The following is a 16,968-nucleotide window of genomic DNA, read 5'->3' on the forward strand; positions in this document are numbered from 1 at the left end:
GCACCCCCGCACCCGCACCCCCAGGTCCCACAAGCAGATCCGCCAGCGCTGCGCGGACGGCTCCAAGCTGACCTTCACCACCGGATCCACCGACTGCCTGGGCGCTGTGGCGGAATCAGTTTCCGGCATCCTTCGGTCCCTTCGCTGTCATCACGCTCGCGATCGCTGTACTTCACCGCCGATCGACTCGTTCAGATGACACCGATTCTGACGGCCATCCATAACTAGCCTCGATCTTGCATGAGGGTCCGTCAGCTCGCTGACGGGCCCTTTCTGCTCGTTGGGAGCGGAGATTTCTGCTGGTGGGCAGGTTGATGGCCCGGCTGTCGCGTCGGGTGGGCGCCGGGTTCCACGGCTCCGGTATGAGCACGAGTCGGCGAAGGCCCCGCCGGACTTGTAGAGGGTGGCGGTGTCCTTGTCGTTGTTCCACGCGTACCAGGAGCGGCCCCGTACAGGTTGCCGGCGCTCGTGGTGCACTTGCCGGTGTGGACCTTCACAGTCTTTGCCGCGCCTTTGTAGGCCGGGAAGGTGTACCAGTGGTTGGACGCGTCCTTGACCTTGCAGCCCCGCAGGTCGATCGCGGATCGGCCGGTGTTCTTCACCTCGACGTACTCGGCGTTGAGGCTTGTGTCGCTGCCGCGGTCGGTGCCCGGGCTGTCGCAGTAGATCTCAGTCAGAGCGTCACATCAGGTGACGCCAAACTGCGCTCTCTGCTTGGTTCCTACTTGACCCCAGCGTCGTGCGCTCGCGCCTCGCGGCTGGCGTCATGATTCCGCGAAGGGGCCGGTGGCGACAAAGCGGTGGAGGTGGCGGGCGAAGGCCGGGCATTGGCTCCCGCGTGAGCCTTGACCTGTCACATGACGTGGAGGTCATGGTGCGCTCCGGGGTCATGCAGGTCGCCATCCACCCCGAAGCTGTCCGGTGGTCCTCAACCGAGTGGTAAGCAAGCGGAAGTGACGTCGAACCTCCTGTTGGAGGTTCAGAGACGTGTGACCAGCCCCCATGTACCCAGCGCAACCAGTCCCGATAGTGCCAGGACTGCGATGTAGCAGCCACAGGAATTCAGTTTCTGATCAGTTGGGTCTTTTCCGCGTGCCAGGCTGTACTTCTTCCGCAACGGCGGAACGAGTTCGATGACCGCAAACGGCAATGCCGCGAGGGCCAATGGTGCAGCAATGACAAGGATCATCACATAGGGGACCGGGCTTCTCTCAACGTACATGTGTGCGAGCACGCCTGGAGACTACTGCGCCTCACCAGGCGGCATCTGCCCTTTGATGATGTGAAGCGCTGCCGCGTGGCCGCCGGGTGGTCCGGGTCGTCAAGCTGTGCGGGTGGCAGAGCGAGTACGCGTCCGCGAGATCGATGATGACGAGGGCAGGCGGCTGCTGCAGATCGTGCGCAGGGGCACCGGTTCGGTGGTGACCTGGCGACGGGCCCAGATGGTGCTGTTGTCCGCGCAGGGCATGCCCGTGGCGAAGATCGCCGAGGTGACGTTCACCAGCGCGGACCGGGTCCGGGATGTGATCCACAACTTCAACGCCGACGGCTTCGAGTCTCTCTGCCCGAAGTACCGGGGCGGCCGTCCAAGAACCTTCACCCTCCCCGAACGCCGGGAGATCAAGAAAATCGCCAAGTCGAAGCCGGCCGAGCACGGCCTGCCGTTCTCGACCTGGAGCCTGGCCAAGCTGGCCGACTTCCTGGTCGCCGAGGGGGTGGTCGACGACATCAGCCACGAGGGCCTTCGGGTCCTGCTCCGCGAGGAGGGCGTCTCATTTCGACGCATAAAGACTTGGAAGACCTCTCGAGATCCCAACTACGCGGCCAAGAAGGCACGCGTGGAGCATCTCTGCGCGATCGCCGACGGCGAGGTCATACCCGAGGACGGCGAACCCGAAGTCGTCTTATGTCTCGACGAGTTCGGCCCGCTCAACCTGCAGCCCCACTCCGGGCGGCAATGGACCGAGCGCGGCGGGAAGCACAAGGACCCCGACCGCGAACCCCGCCCCCGCAGGCGGGCGACCTACACCCGCCCGCACGGGGTCAGGCACCTGTTCGCCGCCTACGACCTGGCCAAGGGCAAGCTCTACGGCCACATCAAGCCGAAGAAGAACCGGACGAGGTTCCTGGAGTTCTGCCGCTACCTGCGCAGCCTCTACCCGCCGCAGATCCGGATCGCGATCGTGCTCGACAACTTCTCTCAGCACTTGAGCACGAAGAAGGACACCCGGGTCGGCGAGTGGGCCGAGGCCAACAACGTCGAATTCGCCTACACCCCGACCAACAGCTCCTGGCTCAACCGCATCGAGGCCCAGTTCACCGCCCTGCGCTACTTCGCACTGGACGGTACGGACCACGCCAGCCACAAGGAGCAGGGCAGCATGATCCGCCGCTACATCATCTAATGGCGGAACAAGCACGCCGCTGACGAACGCCTCCGCAAGGTCGTGAACAGGGCGAACGTTGCCTGATGCGGCACTAGAAGCCGTCGTCTCAGAGTACTCATCAAGTGGGCCGGCGAAGGCACGCGGGAGAGAGTTCTGGCACGCCGCCACGGCATTCCCAAGAGGGCCGCAGGCCGCGCAGCGAGCCGACCGACCACGCACCGGGACGCTCCTGCGGCGGGATGCGCAGCAAGATTCCCCTGTCCGTAGACGGCCACGCATGGCGCCTGTCGCTCACCGTCAGCGATCTTTTCAGTTGTTCCACCTCTGCGTATTGGGGCGCTCCGTCATCCTTCGGTAAAGGCAATTTCTGAAGTTGCATGCATAAGTGGCATCATGAATTAGCTTACCGCATGGAACGGTGCGGTGGCGATGAAGCATGGCGGCGCACAACCCGCCAAGTGATGGCGCAATGAGGTAGATCCAAAGACTTGACCATGTACCAGTGATCAACCCAGGACCGATGCTGCGGGCAGGGTTCAAGCTAGCGCCGGAAATAGGAACCATGAAAAAGGCCAAAAAGGCTCCCATGGCTCCCGCTGCAGCGGCCGTAAACGGCATCAGTCGAGGTCTTTCGATAAGAGTTAGTATTGTCGAGATCAGAAGGAAGGTCGCCACCGTTTCAGCGGCCAGTGCAGTCCCGGAGCCGACGTGACCTGGCACCGTGGCCCCTACGTGTACCGCCATCGCTGGTCGCCCCCAGGTGAGCATCACAACTGCCGCGCCTGAGATGGCCCCGGCACACTGTGCGAGTACGTAGGCCACGGCATCTCCGGGGGAAAGCTTGCCCAGTAGAAAAAATGCCAGAGTTACAGCCGGATTGATGTGCCCACCACTGGTACGCCCAAGCGGCGAGTAGATGATGAGTGTGCCCGCCACTGCAAAAAGAGAAACGGTTAGAAGTCGACGGAGGTCCTCGCTAGGAATCACGGAAGCCGTGGGCAGAACCGGGGAGAAGTTGAGGACAATGCCACTGATGCCAAAAACGAGCAGCAGCGCGGTGCCCGTGAATTCCGCACCCAATTCCTTCCAGCCGATCACGCTATTTCCCCTTCAATGCATATACGGGGCTCATCGGCGCTAGGTCCCTCTGGTGGAGCTGAACGGCCGGCCGGATGCGCAGGATGTCGCGGCAGTTGGCGCTGGAAGACACCACGGGGGTGGCCAACCCAGCCGAACGCACCGCCTCGACGTAACGAACGGAACGAGCGTAAGCCTCGACCCCCTCGGTGCGGATCTTGCGCAACAAGAGATCGTTTTTCCGGTTACCGAGTCCGTGAACCGCATCGGCCTCCGGCGGGTCGCCGTCCGAGCCTTCAGGCAACCCGATCCCACGCGAGGCCAAAAACCGTCTCACGCCATCGGCGCGCGGACGGCCGTCCACATATTCGTCATAGTCGCCCACCGCGCCAAGGCACGTCTACCGGCATCCCCACATTCACTGCTCTCAATGTGGCCACCACGCCACCCTTCCTGGGGTGCGCGCCCCCTGTGCCGCTGGGTCGGCCGGCGCGCTCCCTCAAACGCCGTACTCGTCGGGATCAGCCGGAGCGCGCGTGTCCGGCTCGGCTTCAGGGGAGGACGCGGCCGAGGAATCCGTGGATGTATCCGCTGATGGTGTCCAGGTGGGTTTCGAGGGCGAAGTGGCCGGCGGGCAGCAAATGGACCTCGGCCTCTGGCAGGTCACGGGAGAATGCCCGCGCGCCGTCAGGCCCGAAGATCTCGTCCCGCTCGCCCCAGACCGCCAGCAGGGGCACCTGGCTGGTGCGGAAGTACTCCTGCAGCCTCGGGTAGCCGTCGATGTTCGTGGGGTAGTCACGGAACAGTGCAAGCTGAATCTCGTCGTTGCCGGGCCGCTCCAGCAGGAGCTGGTCGAGGGTCCAGGTGTCCGGGCTGACCAAGTTGGCGTCGGACGCACCGTTTTCGTACTGCCAACGCGTTGTGGCTGGGCTGAACTTGGCCCGCGCGCCGGGCTCCGTGTCACGGCTGGGCTCGGTGGCGTACGCGAACAGATCGTCCCAGAAGGGTCTGGCGAAGCCCTCCATGTAGGCGTTCCCGCTCTGCGAGATGATCGCGCTGACCTCGAAGGAGGGGTCGAGTGCGAGGCGCCAGCCGATCGGCGCTCCGTAGTCGTGCACGTAGATGGCGAAGCGGTTGATGCCGAGATGGTTCAGAAGGCCGGCGGTGACACTTGCGAGGTTGTCGAAAGTGTAGTCGAAGGCGTCCACCTTGGGCATGGCCGAATGACCGTAACCGATATGGTCCGTAGCGATGACGTGATAGTCGTCAGCCAGCGACGGGACGAGATGGCGGAACATGTGGGAACTGCTCGGGAATCCGTGGAGCAGCACCACCGCCGGTGCCTCGCTGGGCCCGGCCTCGCGGTAAAAGACCTTCTGTCCGTTGATCGTCGCCGTGTTGTGTCGCGTGGGAAGCACGTCGACCTCCTGCACCCTCTAGTGCGAACGTTAAGTCCGCCCGCACGCAAGTAGGTTGATTAATTAGATGAGTGAGTGGGCGGTCACTGCATAGGCTCGAGAACGTTCCGCGTTGTCAAGGCTAGACCCGACCTTGGGAGACGACAATGCGGCGGCATCAACATCGAGCCCGATGTCCTAACGGGCCGGTCTGGATCGCGGGCGTGCCAATACTGTGTGGAATGAGGAAACGGCAGAGCGTCACGTCCATGTTCACTGCGGCACGGACTGCTCTTTGACTAATCAAAACCGTCGCAGAGAAGAGGCACCCAACAGGCGCAGGTTACCGAATGGGATCACCGGCTTGCCGTGCGGGCCGACGGCAAGAACCTGATCGGCCACGCGGGCGTGGTGCTGCTGCGGAAGGTCGCCGACCGCGTCGGTCTGGCCACCGCGCTGAGTGCGGCGTTACCGAAGGGCACCGGGCCGGGCTGGCGGGACCGGGGCATGGCGCTGGTCCAGCTGGCCTGTGCGATCGTGCTCGGCGCGACGAACATCCTGGAGGCCGAGCAAATCCAGTGCCACTGGCGGCCGGTGCTCCCGCGGCCGGTCTCGGACAGCACCCTGCGCCGCGCCCTGGCGGCGATCGACGGCCCGGTCGCGGCCCGGGTGGAAGCCACCTCCTACATGTGCTCCGCGAGTTCGAGACCTTCTACAACCGGCATCGGCCGCACCGAGCCCTGAACCAAGCCGCACCGCTCCGACCGCTACCCAAACCGATCAGCGTGCCAGCAAAGATCAGGTACCTGGAAGTCCGCCGACGAGACCGACTCAGCGGAACCCTTCATGAGTACCGACGTACCGCTTGACCAGGCCAGATGATTTATCGGCACCCACCGTGTCCGACTGTGGTCGCAAGCTCTACCTCTGAGCCTTCTTCAGCAGCCTGCTTCATAAGCCGCCTCGCCCGTGCACCCCTACCTGACACCGGCCCGATTACCCCATGAATCCCGCCATAGACGCGGCCAATGTGTGATCTTGGGCGTTACCACCGTTGCGGCAGGAGCAGCCAACGATGGATCGGCTGCTGCGCATGGTACTGGCTGGTGAAAGGATCGACGCATGGGCACCGAGACGGACTGGGTGTACCGGGTGTTCGAGCCGCACGGCTCCGAGGGGTGGCGCCCCTACGGCAGCCCCGAGCGATGGCACGGTGCGATCACCGCACCCGACTCGGCCGAGGGAGCCAAATTCGCCATCGGCCGGATCGTCGGCGAGCTGATGACCGAGTGGGAGAGCATCGGCCTCCACCACGCGATGCACGTGCGGGTCTTCCTCTGGCACGACGAGGAGGACAGCACCGAGGCGCCGAACTTCATCGTGGAGGTACGACCCCGGTCAGACTTCGACGTGGCATGATCTCCCGGCGCCGGAGGCTCCTCAAGGTGACAGGATCGGTCCCATGGGCACCGAGAGAACGTGGGCGTACCGGGTGGAGGAACCGCACGGCTCCGCTGGCTGGCTCCCCCTCGGCGGCTTCTCCCATCGCTGGCGGGGAAAAATCACCACCGGCACCCCCACGCAGGGCGCCCAGTACGTCGCTGCGCTCGTCGTCACCGACCTGGTGACCGAGTGGAAGGTGAACGGCGTCTGCGAGCAGCATGTGCGCGTGATCGTGTGGGCGGAGGAAGAAAGCACCGGCCCGGACGACGCCGTCTTCACGGTGGAGATCCAGCCCCACGTCGACACAGAGTGACCAATCTGGGCCGAATCTGCGTCAGATCCGGATACCAGCCCGGGGGCTCGAGATAGATGGATCAAGGAATGCGCAGGTAGGGCCCCTTGTGACGCGCAGTGTGCGCGCGGATTCTCGGGGTTGGGAGGGGAGCGGGAGAGATTTTCACGGAGGCCGACGCGCCGACTCTATCGATGGGACCCATGATCGCGTCCCCCTGTACGCCCCTCCGGCCCTCCCCGCACCCCCACGACGTCCAGCCGCGCCCCGCCGGTCCACCGTCCAGCCTAGGCCGCTGTGACCAGCCACAACGCCACATAGGCGCAGCTGAGCAGGCAGGCAGCAGCAGCGCGCAGCACGGCAGTACGCAGCGCGCATCAGGGCAGGTCAGAACGGGTGCCGTGATCAGGGCATCGGGTGATCAGGTGGGAGGGGGAAGCGACGTTGTGACGCGCGGGTGCCGAGCGGAGCGATCTTGTCCCTTGATCGCCGCGCTCTTGATCACCTTCAGGTGACGTCCGACCGCTAAGGCCCCCCGGCCCGGGAGGCCAGACACCGCGTCACGGGCGTCCAGACGCCAGCGTGGCCGGAAAATGGCGATACCCGATGGGTCTGACCACGCGACGGTCCGATGCGGCGGGGGCCGGACGGCGGGTGACGCAGGTGGTGGCGGCCGGACGGCTGACAGCGGGCGGCCGGGAGGAAGCGGCCAGGGGGCGGCGCCTGCACCTCGCCCTGCGTCACTGTCGGCCGCAGTCACGGCGACCGAGGCCAACCTGCGGGTCAGCGCGGACCCCGCTCCATCTCAGCGTGAAGCATGCGGTCGTCCCCTGCCCTCATCGGGTCTACGCGGGCACCTCTTGCAGCACCCACTCGTTTCCGTCCGGGTCGTTGAACGTGGCGTACGAGCGGTATCTGAGCCGCTGGGAATGGAGGCCGCTGCGTCGGGTTTCGTCAGTGCAACGGTGGAACATGTCGCAGGTGTCGTGGAAGACCTCACTCGTCTTGACCCCCCGCTCACGGAGGTGCAGGCACGCGCTTTCGATGTCGGTCAAGATGAGATGGAGCCCCCGGACCGTGCCAGGCACGGCCGTTGTCACCCCGGTCCCGAACAGAATTGAGCACGGAGATCCCGGAGGCGTCATGTGTACCACTCGATATGATTCGTCGCTGCTGTGGTCCTCGTCCAGACGGAACCCCACCGCCTGATAGAAGGCCTTGGCGCGGTCGACGTCGGAGACGGGGAGGACGACCAGCTCCAGCCTGAACTCCGAGAGGGGCTCGCTGCCTTCGGCGGCGACCGCGGCCGTTCCGGCGCGCGCCGGACTCTCCGCCTCCTCGATCTCCACCCGATAGACGTAGAGTTCCGGGCTGCGCCCGTGTGAGGTGACTGTCCATCCGCCCACCACACGCCACACTGTGTCACGTCCCCGCAGAGGCACCCCTCCCGGGGCGGAGGCCGAACGCAGCTCGGCCTCCAGTTCCTGGTGCCGCTCGTGCGGTACATGCAGTTCCAGGGCGAAGTGGCGCAGGGGACGACCACCGGCGACGGGGGTGAAGGACGGCAGCTCCACAGCCGGAACCTCGCGGAGCGCGCTGAGCAGAGTGACGTGCACTGTCGTCATGACCACATCTCTTCCTGACGTCTTTGCTCAGGATGACCGGATGAGACAAAGGTCTGTGACAGGCTGGACGTGGTCTGCTTGCCCCGTCGGGCAACGCGGCACCGGCCGGCACTGCGGGCAACAGTTCAGCATTCGCTGGATGCGGTCCGGACCGTCATGGCCCGCCTGCTCCGCCAGGGTCCAGCCGTTCTTCCGCTGCAGCGGAGCGATCAGCCCCGCATATAAACCAGTGGTGGCTGTCGGGACTCTCGTCGGTGGAGACGGCATCGCCACGGGTGGCCGCACGCGGGAGAGGTGGAAGGTACGGCACTCGGCGCCGTCGCCAATGTCGTCGGGCAGCCGGAGCGGGCCCTCGACCGCGTCGCGCAGCGCAGCGCGGCGTGACCGGCAAAGGCCGGTGCTGTGCCCGGTGCCCTGCATGGGGGCGTGCCCGGGAGTCTCTGCGCGGGGTCGGGGCGGCCTGTTATCCCTTGTCGGGTATTGATCCGCCCCGAGGGGTCCTCCCAGGCCCTCCGAAGGCACGGTTGGGCTTCGGGTAAGAGAATTCCGGGCAGTTCTTGCCATTCGCTCACCGGTCCGAGTCGGCTTGCCCACATGGACCGGTCAGCCGGCGCCCTGGTCGACGTCCCGGCGGTCCAAGACATAAAGGTTCCTGGCGTTCACCCGCGGTCATCCCGCCCCACACGCCGTACGGTTCTTTGTTGCATAGGGCCATGGCGGCGCACGCCTCGATGACCTCGCACCGATCGCAGATCCGGCGCGCCCGTTCCTCCCGCTGGCGGCGCCGGTGGCCTCTCTCCCCCTGAGGGGGGAAGAAGACGGCGCTGTTCATCCCGCGGCAGGCGGCTCGCTCCTGCCATTCCCAGTCGCTCAGCAGCGGCAGCAGGTTGGTTCGCATCCTTTTCCTCCTCCTTCCGCCCCCCCGCGCGTGACGTCGAACCCCCGCCCCGGCTGCGTTGACCACGGCCGGTCCGGGGGCGGGAAGCGTGGGCCCCCCAGCCCGTGGGGTGGACGTCTCAGTCGTCGACGGCGGACCAGGCGGTACCGCCGTCCGCCCCGCTTCCCCGCAGGTTCATCTCCCCGTCCCGTTCAAGGGTCGGGTAGGACGAGGAGAGCCCTGCTTGAGGCGCGGGGCACTGCACCCGGCGACGCGTACCACGTCCCTACCGAGCAGGGAGGCAGCTGCGATGTGGTCGGCGTGGGAGTGGGAGTGCACCAGGTGCGTGACCCTGGATGGCTTGCCGCTGGCACGGGTCACCCTTGAGGACGGCATCAGGCGATGCCCAGGGGCGGACTGGACGTCGACGAGCACGACGCCGTCCCGGATGGACGTGGGTCATGGTTCATTGCCGGCTAGAGGTGCGGACGGCGATCGCCGCTGTCAGGAGGGGTGAAGTTCCACAACGACGCGGTAGCTGGCGGGTTCCGAGGTGATGTGAAGGCCCGGGTCGTCGAACATGCGCTGTAGTGAGGCATGCCACTCGGGATTGCCGGTGGCCTTGTCGAGCGCGGTGCCTGAAGTCCACTCGGCGATGTGGACGAACTGCACCTCGGGGGGGTCGGCGAGCGGCCTGTGCAGGCGGGAGCGGAGGAAGCCGGGCTGGGTCGACATGATCCGGGCGTTCTCCTGGTACACCTCGACGAGATAGTCGGCTTCGCCCGCCGGCACGGTGTAGCGCTTGATGACAGTGACCGGCCCGTCGATGCCCGTTTTCGATTCCAGCGATTGGCTCATGCCTACAGTGACCGACGACGCCACTTGTTTGTGACCAACTGTCGGCAAGGCCACGCGCGCAGCTACCGGACGAGGCCGACCGACACTGGTTCGGCGCACGGGAACCGTGGCTTCGGTGCGCCGGCCCGCCCGATGTGGTCGAGGAGGACGCGGATCACGCAACGCGGGTGCGGGGCACTCACCGAAACGGCGGCGGCCGGCGGTCCGGTAGCGCAGGTTTCACGGAGAACGCCCGCTGCGCTGTCACAGATCCCGTTCGACCCTGGTCATACGGGTAGCACGCAGCGCTCCACTTCCACATCGCACAACGTGCGACACATCAAAAGGGTTGATCATGAAGGTGGTCGTCATCGGCGGGACCGGGCTCATCGGCAGCAAGGTGGTCGCCAAGTTGCAGGAGCACGGTCATGAGGCCGTGCCTGCCTCTCCCAACAGCGGTGTCAACACGCTCACCGGCGAAGGCCTGGACGAGGTGTTCCAGGGTGCCCAGGTCGTCGTCGACGTCTCGAACTCCCCGTCCTTCGCGGACGACGACGTCATGGAGTTCTTCCGTACCTCGACGTCCAACGTCCTCAAGGCGGAGAAGGCCGCAGGCGTGGGCCACCACGTCGCCCTGTCCGTGGTCGGTACGGACCGTCTGCAGGGCAGCGGCTATTTCCGCGCCAAGCAGGTACAGGAGGACCTGATCAAGGACGGAGGCATCCCCTACTCGATCGTCCACGCGACGCAGTTCTTCGAGTTCGCGAAGGGGCTCGCCGACCAGGCGACCGACGGTGACACGGTGACCCTCCTCCCCGTGAAGATCCAGCCGGTCTTCTCCGACGACGTCGCCACGGCCGTCAGCCGCACCGCCGTCGGTGAGCCCCTCAACACCATCACCGAGGTGGCCGGTCCCGACGTCTTCGAACTGCCCGAGCTGATCCGCATGGAGCTTGCCGCGAAGCAGGACACGCGTAAGGTCGTTGCGGACCCGGACGGCACCTACTGGGGCGCGAAGATCCAGGACGACACCCTGCTCCCGGGCCCGGACGCGCACATTGGCGAAGTCCACTTCGACCAGTGGCTCGCGCAGCAGAAGTGACCGGCGTAAACGGTCCTGGCGAGGAACGAGCGAGCCCGCGCCACGATCAGGCCGCGTACCCCGGCGCACCGACGGGGCGATCGTTCGTGTAGCGGCCCACTGATCGGTGGGCCCGGTGAAGCGGTGAGGCGCCTGGTCGTCCGGCTGGTGTCCCACTTCCCAGCAGCCGGCGTCAGGGCTTCCCCCGGTCCCACCTCGTGCCGTGCTCCCCCTTCTCGGGGAGCACGGCACATTCCCATCGGATCACTTCGCTCCCCACCGCCCCTGGACAGCCCGCACGGCGCAGACCGAGGCATCACGTCGTCGCTGAGGCTACAGCGGTCGTCGTCACACTGCCCTACGTACAGTGGGCGGGCGTGCAGGAGACCGCCGCGGTATCGACGGCCACTGGATCACGCATGGGCAGAACGGGCTGTTCGCGCTCCTCGCGTCCACCGCCCGACGATTGGGCTGCGCCTGGAACCAGCTGTCACCAGGCTCCGGGCTGTCAGGGGTGACCGCCTTGCGCCTCGCGGAGCCGCCGTGCGCGGTGGATGCTGTCGTCTCAGCCTGGACGAATGCCGTGAGTCGCTTTCACCGGCTGGCGGATCGGCGATCGACGGTCGCTGCGCCGGTGGTGGAGTACGTCACACCACTCCGGTCAGTTCCCGTCAGCGGACCTGGAAGCGGGACCGAGTTCGGCGAGAGCGGTCTTCAGCTCGGTACGCCGCTTGATACCGAGCTTCGCGAAAACCTTGCGCAGGTGGTACTCGACGGTGTGCGCGCTGATGAACAACCGGGCGCCGATGTCCCGGTTCGTCAGCCCCTCGCGCGCCAGGCGCGCCACGTTGAGCTCCTGATCGGTGAGCTGCGCCGACGACCCCCGCACGCGGACCCACAAGGTTTCTCCGCTCGCGCGCAGCTCGTCCGCGGCGCGCTGGGCAAAGCTGTTCAGGCCACAGTCGCTCAGCACCTGGTGTGCGGGGCGGAGCTGTTCGCGCGCGTCGGCGTACCGTCCCCGGCGGTTGAGTACCTCGCCGTACAACAAACGGCAACGCGCCACCCAGATCGGGATCCGCTCGTGCTCGAAGCCCTTGATCGCCTCGCGGTACAGCTTCTCGGCCTCGTCACCCGCACGCAACTGCGCCTCCGCCATCGCCAGCACAGCCAACGCGTACCTGGTTCCGACCGGCCGCGTGACGCGCGCCAATATCTCGAACGCCTGCTCGGCGAGCGCGCACTCACCCGTGTGCGCGGCCGCTTCCACCAGTTCGAGCAGCGTGCGCATCGCGAGGTTCAGTTCGTGGGTGTAGGGCAACTCGCGGCGACTGCAGGCCACGGCCTCGGCGAAGCGGCCCAACCCGTTGTAGAGGACCGCCTCGGAGAAATTGGCCGCGCTCAGCGCGTGCCCTTCCCCCCGCGCGTGCCCGTCCGCCCTGATCTGCTCCGCCCAGCGCTCCGCCTCGGCGGCCTGCCCCCGGTATGCCGCGAGGAAGAGCCGTCCGTACTGCGGGAGCGGATTCCCGGTGGCCTCCTTGATGGCGTCGATCTCATCACAGGAGGCCTCTGCCCCGTCCAGGTCGCCGTCGGTCATCTGCACCAGCATCAGCAGGCTCAGGGCGATCGGCAGTACGGTGACGACGCCTTCGGCGCGGGCGACCTCGACCTGCCGGTTGGCGAGCGCGCGAAGCCCGTCGGGGTCCCACAGGTCCTGGGCGGCACGGGAGGCGAACCACACCCAGTGCAACTCGAGGAAGTCGGGTGCCTGCTCGAGGACCGCACGCTGCGCCCGTCGCAGGGTGGCGAGCGCGGCCTCCTGGCCTTCGGTGGCGAGCAACGCCTGGCCACGCAGAATCAGGTCCCGTGCCCGGCCGGTCCCCTCGGCGGCGGGCGTTGCCCGAAGAATCGCGTGCGCGACGGCGGCCACCTGTTCGGCATCTCCGAGCCTGCCACCGTATGTTGCGGCTGCCAGCGCTTCGATGTAGGTGTCGCGGGCGAGCGCCGGGTCGAGCGCCTCAAGCCCCTGCGCCGCAGCGAGCAGTTGCTGTACCCCGCTGCGGTCGCGCCGCAGCGCGTATCCCGCCCGAGCGCGCAGCCGCGCGACGAGCGCCTCCTGCAACGCGGTGAGAGGAAGGGCGCGGGCGTAATCGAGCAGGTGCAGGGCCGCGGCAGGCGCGCCGGCGTCGTGTTTGGCCTCGGCGGCTGCGATCAACCGCTACCCGCGGGGGAACGGCGAAGGTGTGAGCTCCGCCGCCCGTTCCAGGAACGCACCCGCGGCAGCCGCACCGCCGCGCGTTCGTGCACGAACCGCGGACCGCTCCAGGTCCGCGGCGACCTCCTCGTCCGGGTACAGCGTCGCGCTGGCCCGATGCCAGGCCCGGCGGTCCGGATCGTGTTCGACGCTGGTGACGTCCGCCAGAGCGGCGTGGGCGCGACGCCCGTCCCCCGGTGACGCCGCCCGGTACACGGCCGACCGCACCAGCGGATGACGGAACGCGACGCGGGTGCCGACGACGAACGCCTCGGCGTCCTTGGCCGCTTCGAAGACCTCCGAGCCCAGTCCGAGTACGGCGCTCGCCCGCCACAGCAGTCCGGGATCACCGGTGGGCTCGGCGGCCGCCAGCAGCAGCAGGAGGCGCGCCGATGCGGGCAGCGGGGCGAGCTGCACGATCAGACTCTGCTCGATGCGGTTTTCCAGCGGCAGGGAACCGGTCAGGGTGAAGCCGCCGGCGACCCGGGCCGGGCCCACGGCCCGGGGCAGCTCCCGGAGCGCGAGCGGGTTGCCGCGAGCCTCCGCGATCAGTTGGTCGCGTATCCGCCGGTCGAGACCACCGGGCACCGCCATGCGTAGCAGCTCGCACGCATCCTCGTGGCCCAGCCCCTCGACGACCATATGCGCCAGGCCCGCGAACACATCGTCGGCCTGGCGCATGGCGAGCACCAGGGCGATACCCTCCGCGTCCAGGCGCCGGGCGGCGAATGCAAGGGCACGCGCGGACGCCTGGTCGAGCCACTGTGCGTCGTCGACAATGCACAGCAGTGCCCGGTCCTCCGCGGCCTCGGTGAGCAGTCCGAGCAGTGCCAGCCCCACGAGGAACGGGCTCGGCACGGCGGTGGCGCTGCGCAGCCCGAACGCCACCTCGATCGCCTCCTGCTGCGGGGCCGGCAACCGTGCGGCCGAACCCATCATGTGCCCGCAGAGCTGCTGGAGGCCGGCGTAGGCGAGTTCCATCTCGGACTGCGAGGCGACGATGCGCTCGGTGCGGACGTGCGCAGCGGCCCGCGCCGTGATGTGGTCCAGGAGCGCCGTCTTACCGACGCCGGCCTCACCGGAGACGATCAGCGCCCCGCTGTGGCCGACGCGGGCACGGCTCACCAGCGCTTCCAGTTCCGCCAACTCGCGGCGTCGCCCCCGCAACGGCGGGATACCAGGCACAGTGTCCGCATTCGCCGGAAAATCCGCCACCCTGTCATCTCTTCGCCCTGACATTCTATCGGAGCATCGCCCCGAACCGCCCCGAGTGCGAGCAGAGTCCGGTGCCTCTGTCACAGGCGGATCGCTGCCTGATTCATCCCGGCGGGGCGGGGTGGAAGATCTCCGTTCGCTGTCCGCAGGCCGGCAGGGCCGAGCATGCGAGGACGACGCCGTGGGTCGCGCGGCGGCCACGGTGAGGAGAGCTTGGTGCCGTTGCTGGTTCCGTCTCGCACACCGCTGAAGCCCGGGCAGGTGGAGCGGGGAGCGCGGTTCCGACCACTTCCTGGCGCCGCAGGGGGTTTCGCCGCAGCTGCCGCCGGGCGGGCGGAAGCGGACCCGGAGCCGGCGTTCGTCCTGCCGCGACCGGCCGAGGAAGCGTCCGGCCTCCTGTCACGGCCGTGGACGCGAAGCCGAGGGCTCGGGCGGCGGGAGATCGCGCAGGGACTGCCGACGGGCGCCTTGCTGGCTGCTTGTGCGAGTGGCCGGCCGCAGCGGTGCGGGAGGGGATCCGTCGGACCGGTCGGCGGTCGGCGTCGGTCGCCTGCCGCGTCGTGATCACTCCCTTCTGTACTCGCCCGGTTCCCCATGGAGCCTCCCATCGTTGGCGAGTTCGACGGCCGGGTTTGCCTCGTATGGCGCGGGATCGCGCGCGACCAGACGCCGCTGGAGCGCTCCCTTCCCTGGGGCGACGGGAACGGCGCTGCGCGCGGCGGGCCGCGGCCCGCCGTACCGGCGGTGAGCGAGTCGTCCCCCTCTTGGTGTGACGGTCCCACCGCATCCGGAGAAGCCAAAGCGGCGCACGGCACGTCGAGGAGGCTCCGGCTGACGGCGTGGTGCTCCTGACGGCCTGTGTCGTGGTTCCCGGTGTGTCAGCGCCGGTCGCGGCCGGCGATCCTTCGGTGGTGGACGGTCTTAGCCGAGCCGTCCCAGCCCTCCGTATGAGGGCTGGGACGGCTCGGCTACGGCTTGAGCAGAACGCCCGGGAGCCCTGGAGGGTCCGCTGCGCGCCGCGCCGGTCAACACGGCATGCACCCGGACCGTCGGCAGGGTGGGACCGTCCTCAGGAGTCGGAGTCGCTCGGCCCGGCCCCAGCGTCGGGGGCGGACGACTCAGGCGCGGTCTTCGGGTGCGACGTATTCGAAGGTGGGGGCGGCGGCCAGTCCGTCGTCGTCCCGCATGGCCATCAGGCTCTGTGCCTGTCCCTTGATCGCGTACATCGTGCCGACCGACATTCCCAGCATCGCCGGGTTGCCGTTGAAGGCCTGCTCGAGCTGCTGCAGCATCTTGCAGTACGTCTGGTTGAACGCTTCCTGCGCGGTGCGGATCGCGCTGCCCTCGGGGTGGTCCTCCAGCCGCGGGTTGGGGCGCAAGGGGAGGACGCCGGCGCGGTCCACGGTCACAACCTCCCCGGTGGGGCCGGACTTGGGCGTGTCACCGGGCTGGTAACGCCGTCCCAGCGCGAGTTCCTGGAAACGGTAGTAGTGGGAGACTGCGTTGGTCTTCGGGTGGAACAGGTCCATGTCGCCGTCCCAGACGTCGGCACGGGCCGCGCCCTCACCCTGCTCGACGATCTCCTCAAGCGCCGCGAGCGCCGAACCGAGGTCGGTGACAGGGTTGAGGTGCCCTGCCGTGTGGGCGAACGGGCCGCCGGAGACCTGACGGGCGGGGTCACCGGTGAAGACCTGGTCCTCACCCAGCTCGGCACACAGGCGCCGCAGCCCCTTCTCAACGGCGTCGTAGAACTGCCCGATCGTCTCGTAGTTGTCGCCCTCGGCCGGATCTCCCGGGTGCGCCGGCTGTTCGATGCGGAGGAACATCTCGAGAGCCTCCGGCCCGAACGGCAGAAGGGACAGTTCGATGGACGGGTCGGCGTGCGGCATGGGCCGCGGATGTGGGGGCAGCAGGTGCGGCGCATCCAGGCGGGGCTGTCCGCCGACCGCGTTGAGGAGGTTCGCAGCCAGGGCGAGGTGAATCATCTCCTCGACGAAGACGCCGCCGACGAGCTGTGCGGCCTCCGCGTTCCGTTCGGCGTCGAGGGAGTACAGGGCCGTGAGGTACGGCGGCAGCGTGGCATGTTCGAGTTCGATGGCCCACTGCAAGTGCCTGCGCAGGTCGTCCAGCGTCGCGATGCCTGTCGCCGAGGCGGTGTCGGACTCGTGGGACTGGGTGTGAGACATGGATGAGACGCTCATTCCGGTTGTCGTAGGCGCAAGGGGACGCACCTGCGGCAGCTGACGTCGAAACGCCGAAGTGGCTGCGTGGCTGGCGAGGCTGTTCGTTCGCCGCCGAAAGCGTAGGCGCATACCCTGGACTCACCTCACTGACAAGGAAGGCCACGTCTCTGTGACACGGTCATGCGCCATCACCTTCACAGGCTCTGGACGCGCCCGCATCCGTCGACGCACGGTGTGAGATAGTGTTTCGACCGCCGGGCCGGCGAGCGGCTGCCCTGACGCAGCGCCCGAGCTCCTGCCCTG

Annotated in this window: 15 protein-coding genes and 3 pseudogenes; 5 read left to right on the forward strand and 13 right to left on the reverse strand. The window is 67.5% G+C overall.

The window, feature by feature from the left end; genetic code table 11:
• Positions 1–251 precede the first annotated feature (251 nt).
• Together ACZ7L1_RS33750 and ACZ7L1_RS33755 are read right to left on the reverse strand one after the other, a co-directional pair.
• The gene (locus ACZ7L1_RS33750) at positions 252–677 is read right to left on the reverse strand and encodes a lamin tail domain-containing protein (protein ID WP_471442829.1); all 426 of its coding nucleotides are present in this window, start codon (positions 675–677) and stop codon (positions 252–254) included.
• Between the two features lie 302 nt (positions 678–979).
• Positions 980–1,234: a hypothetical protein gene (locus tag ACZ7L1_RS33755; protein WP_471442738.1), complete on the reverse strand. Its 255-nt coding sequence runs from the start codon at positions 1,232–1,234 to the stop codon at positions 980–982.
• 100 nt (positions 1,235–1,334) lie between these two features.
• Between ACZ7L1_RS33755 and ACZ7L1_RS33760 the strand changes: the two are divergent.
• Positions 1,335–2,471, forward strand: a pseudogene (locus ACZ7L1_RS33760) (IS630 family transposase).
• A 225-nt stretch (positions 2,472–2,696) separates the two neighbouring features.
• On the opposite strand, the gene ACZ7L1_RS33765 reads toward ACZ7L1_RS33760, so the two are convergent.
• From ACZ7L1_RS33765 to ACZ7L1_RS33775, 3 genes and pseudogenes are all read right to left on the reverse strand, one after another.
• Positions 2,697–3,485 (reverse strand): MIP/aquaporin family protein, encoded by a 789-nt coding sequence (locus ACZ7L1_RS33765; protein WP_471442741.1) that lies wholly within the window; start codon positions 3,483–3,485, stop codon positions 2,697–2,699.
• Positions 3,486–3,561: 76 nt separating this feature from the next.
• A pseudogene (locus tag ACZ7L1_RS33770) lies at positions 3,562–3,849 on the reverse strand (HAD family hydrolase); the annotation flags it as partial.
• Between the two features lie 166 nt (positions 3,850–4,015).
• On the reverse strand, positions 4,016–4,897 hold the full coding sequence (locus tag ACZ7L1_RS33775; protein ID WP_471442743.1) for an alpha/beta fold hydrolase: 882 nt from the start codon (positions 4,895–4,897) through the stop codon (positions 4,016–4,018).
• Positions 4,898–5,230: 333 nt separating this feature from the next.
• On the opposite strand from ACZ7L1_RS33775, the gene ACZ7L1_RS33780 reads away from it, so the two are divergent.
• From ACZ7L1_RS33780 to ACZ7L1_RS33790, 3 genes are all read left to right on the forward strand, one after another.
• A complete protein-coding gene (locus ACZ7L1_RS33780) occupies positions 5,231–5,605 on the forward strand; it encodes a hypothetical protein (RefSeq protein ID WP_471442745.1) in 375 nt (124 codons plus the stop codon).
• A 378-nt stretch (positions 5,606–5,983) separates the two neighbouring features.
• Entirely contained in the window at positions 5,984–6,280 is a 297-nt protein-coding gene (locus ACZ7L1_RS33785) for a hypothetical protein (protein WP_471442747.1), read from the forward strand.
• A 43-nt stretch (positions 6,281–6,323) separates the two neighbouring features.
• Positions 6,324–6,617 carry a hypothetical protein gene (locus ACZ7L1_RS33790; protein WP_471442749.1) on the forward strand — a complete coding sequence of 98 codons (294 nt, stop codon included), beginning with the start codon at positions 6,324–6,326 and terminating at the stop codon, positions 6,615–6,617.
• 824 nt (positions 6,618–7,441) lie between these two features.
• Here ACZ7L1_RS33790 and ACZ7L1_RS33795 read toward each other — a convergent pair.
• The 5 genes and pseudogenes from ACZ7L1_RS33795 to ACZ7L1_RS33815 form a co-directional block, all read right to left on the reverse strand.
• Positions 7,442–7,858: a VOC family protein gene (locus ACZ7L1_RS33795; protein WP_471442831.1), complete on the reverse strand. Its 417-nt coding sequence runs from the start codon at positions 7,856–7,858 to the stop codon at positions 7,442–7,444.
• Between the two features lie 486 nt (positions 7,859–8,344).
• Positions 8,345–8,484 (reverse strand): annotated as a pseudogene (locus ACZ7L1_RS33800) (IS701 family transposase); the annotation flags it as partial.
• A gap of 305 nt (positions 8,485–8,789) precedes the next feature.
• A complete protein-coding gene (locus ACZ7L1_RS33805) occupies positions 8,790–9,119 on the reverse strand; it encodes a WhiB family transcriptional regulator (RefSeq protein ID WP_471442751.1) in 330 nt (109 codons plus the stop codon).
• A 174-nt stretch (positions 9,120–9,293) separates the two neighbouring features.
• Complete coding sequence (locus tag ACZ7L1_RS33810) at positions 9,294–9,533, reverse strand: hypothetical protein (protein ID WP_471442753.1); 240 nt, start codon at positions 9,531–9,533, stop codon at positions 9,294–9,296.
• Between the two features lie 69 nt (positions 9,534–9,602).
• A complete protein-coding gene (locus ACZ7L1_RS33815) occupies positions 9,603–9,956 on the reverse strand; it encodes an antibiotic biosynthesis monooxygenase family protein (RefSeq protein WP_471442755.1) in 354 nt (117 codons plus the stop codon).
• 334 nt (positions 9,957–10,290) lie between these two features.
• Between ACZ7L1_RS33815 and ACZ7L1_RS33820 the strand changes: the two genes are divergently transcribed.
• Positions 10,291–11,037, forward strand: a complete 747-nt coding sequence (locus ACZ7L1_RS33820; RefSeq protein ID WP_471442757.1) for an SDR family oxidoreductase — start codon at positions 10,291–10,293, stop codon at positions 11,035–11,037.
• 640 nt (positions 11,038–11,677) lie between these two features.
• On the opposite strand, the gene ACZ7L1_RS33825 is transcribed toward ACZ7L1_RS33820, so the two are convergent.
• The 3 genes from ACZ7L1_RS33825 to ACZ7L1_RS33835 form a co-directional block, all read right to left on the reverse strand.
• The gene (locus ACZ7L1_RS33825; protein ID WP_471442759.1) at positions 11,678–13,228 is read right to left on the reverse strand and encodes a helix-turn-helix transcriptional regulator; all 1,551 of its coding nucleotides are present in this window, start codon (positions 13,226–13,228) and stop codon (positions 11,678–11,680) included.
• 3 nt (positions 13,229–13,231) lie between these two features.
• Entirely contained in the window at positions 13,232–14,506 is a 1,275-nt protein-coding gene (locus tag ACZ7L1_RS33830; protein WP_471442761.1) for an ATP-binding protein, read from the reverse strand.
• 1,094 nt (positions 14,507–15,600) lie between these two features.
• On the reverse strand, positions 15,601–16,668 hold the full coding sequence (locus ACZ7L1_RS33835) for a ferritin-like domain-containing protein (protein ID WP_471442763.1): 1,068 nt from the start codon (positions 16,666–16,668) through the stop codon (positions 15,601–15,603).
• Positions 16,669–16,968 lie beyond the last annotated feature (300 nt).

It is taken from the genome of Streptomyces sp. NPDC107546 (assembly GCF_055639175.1).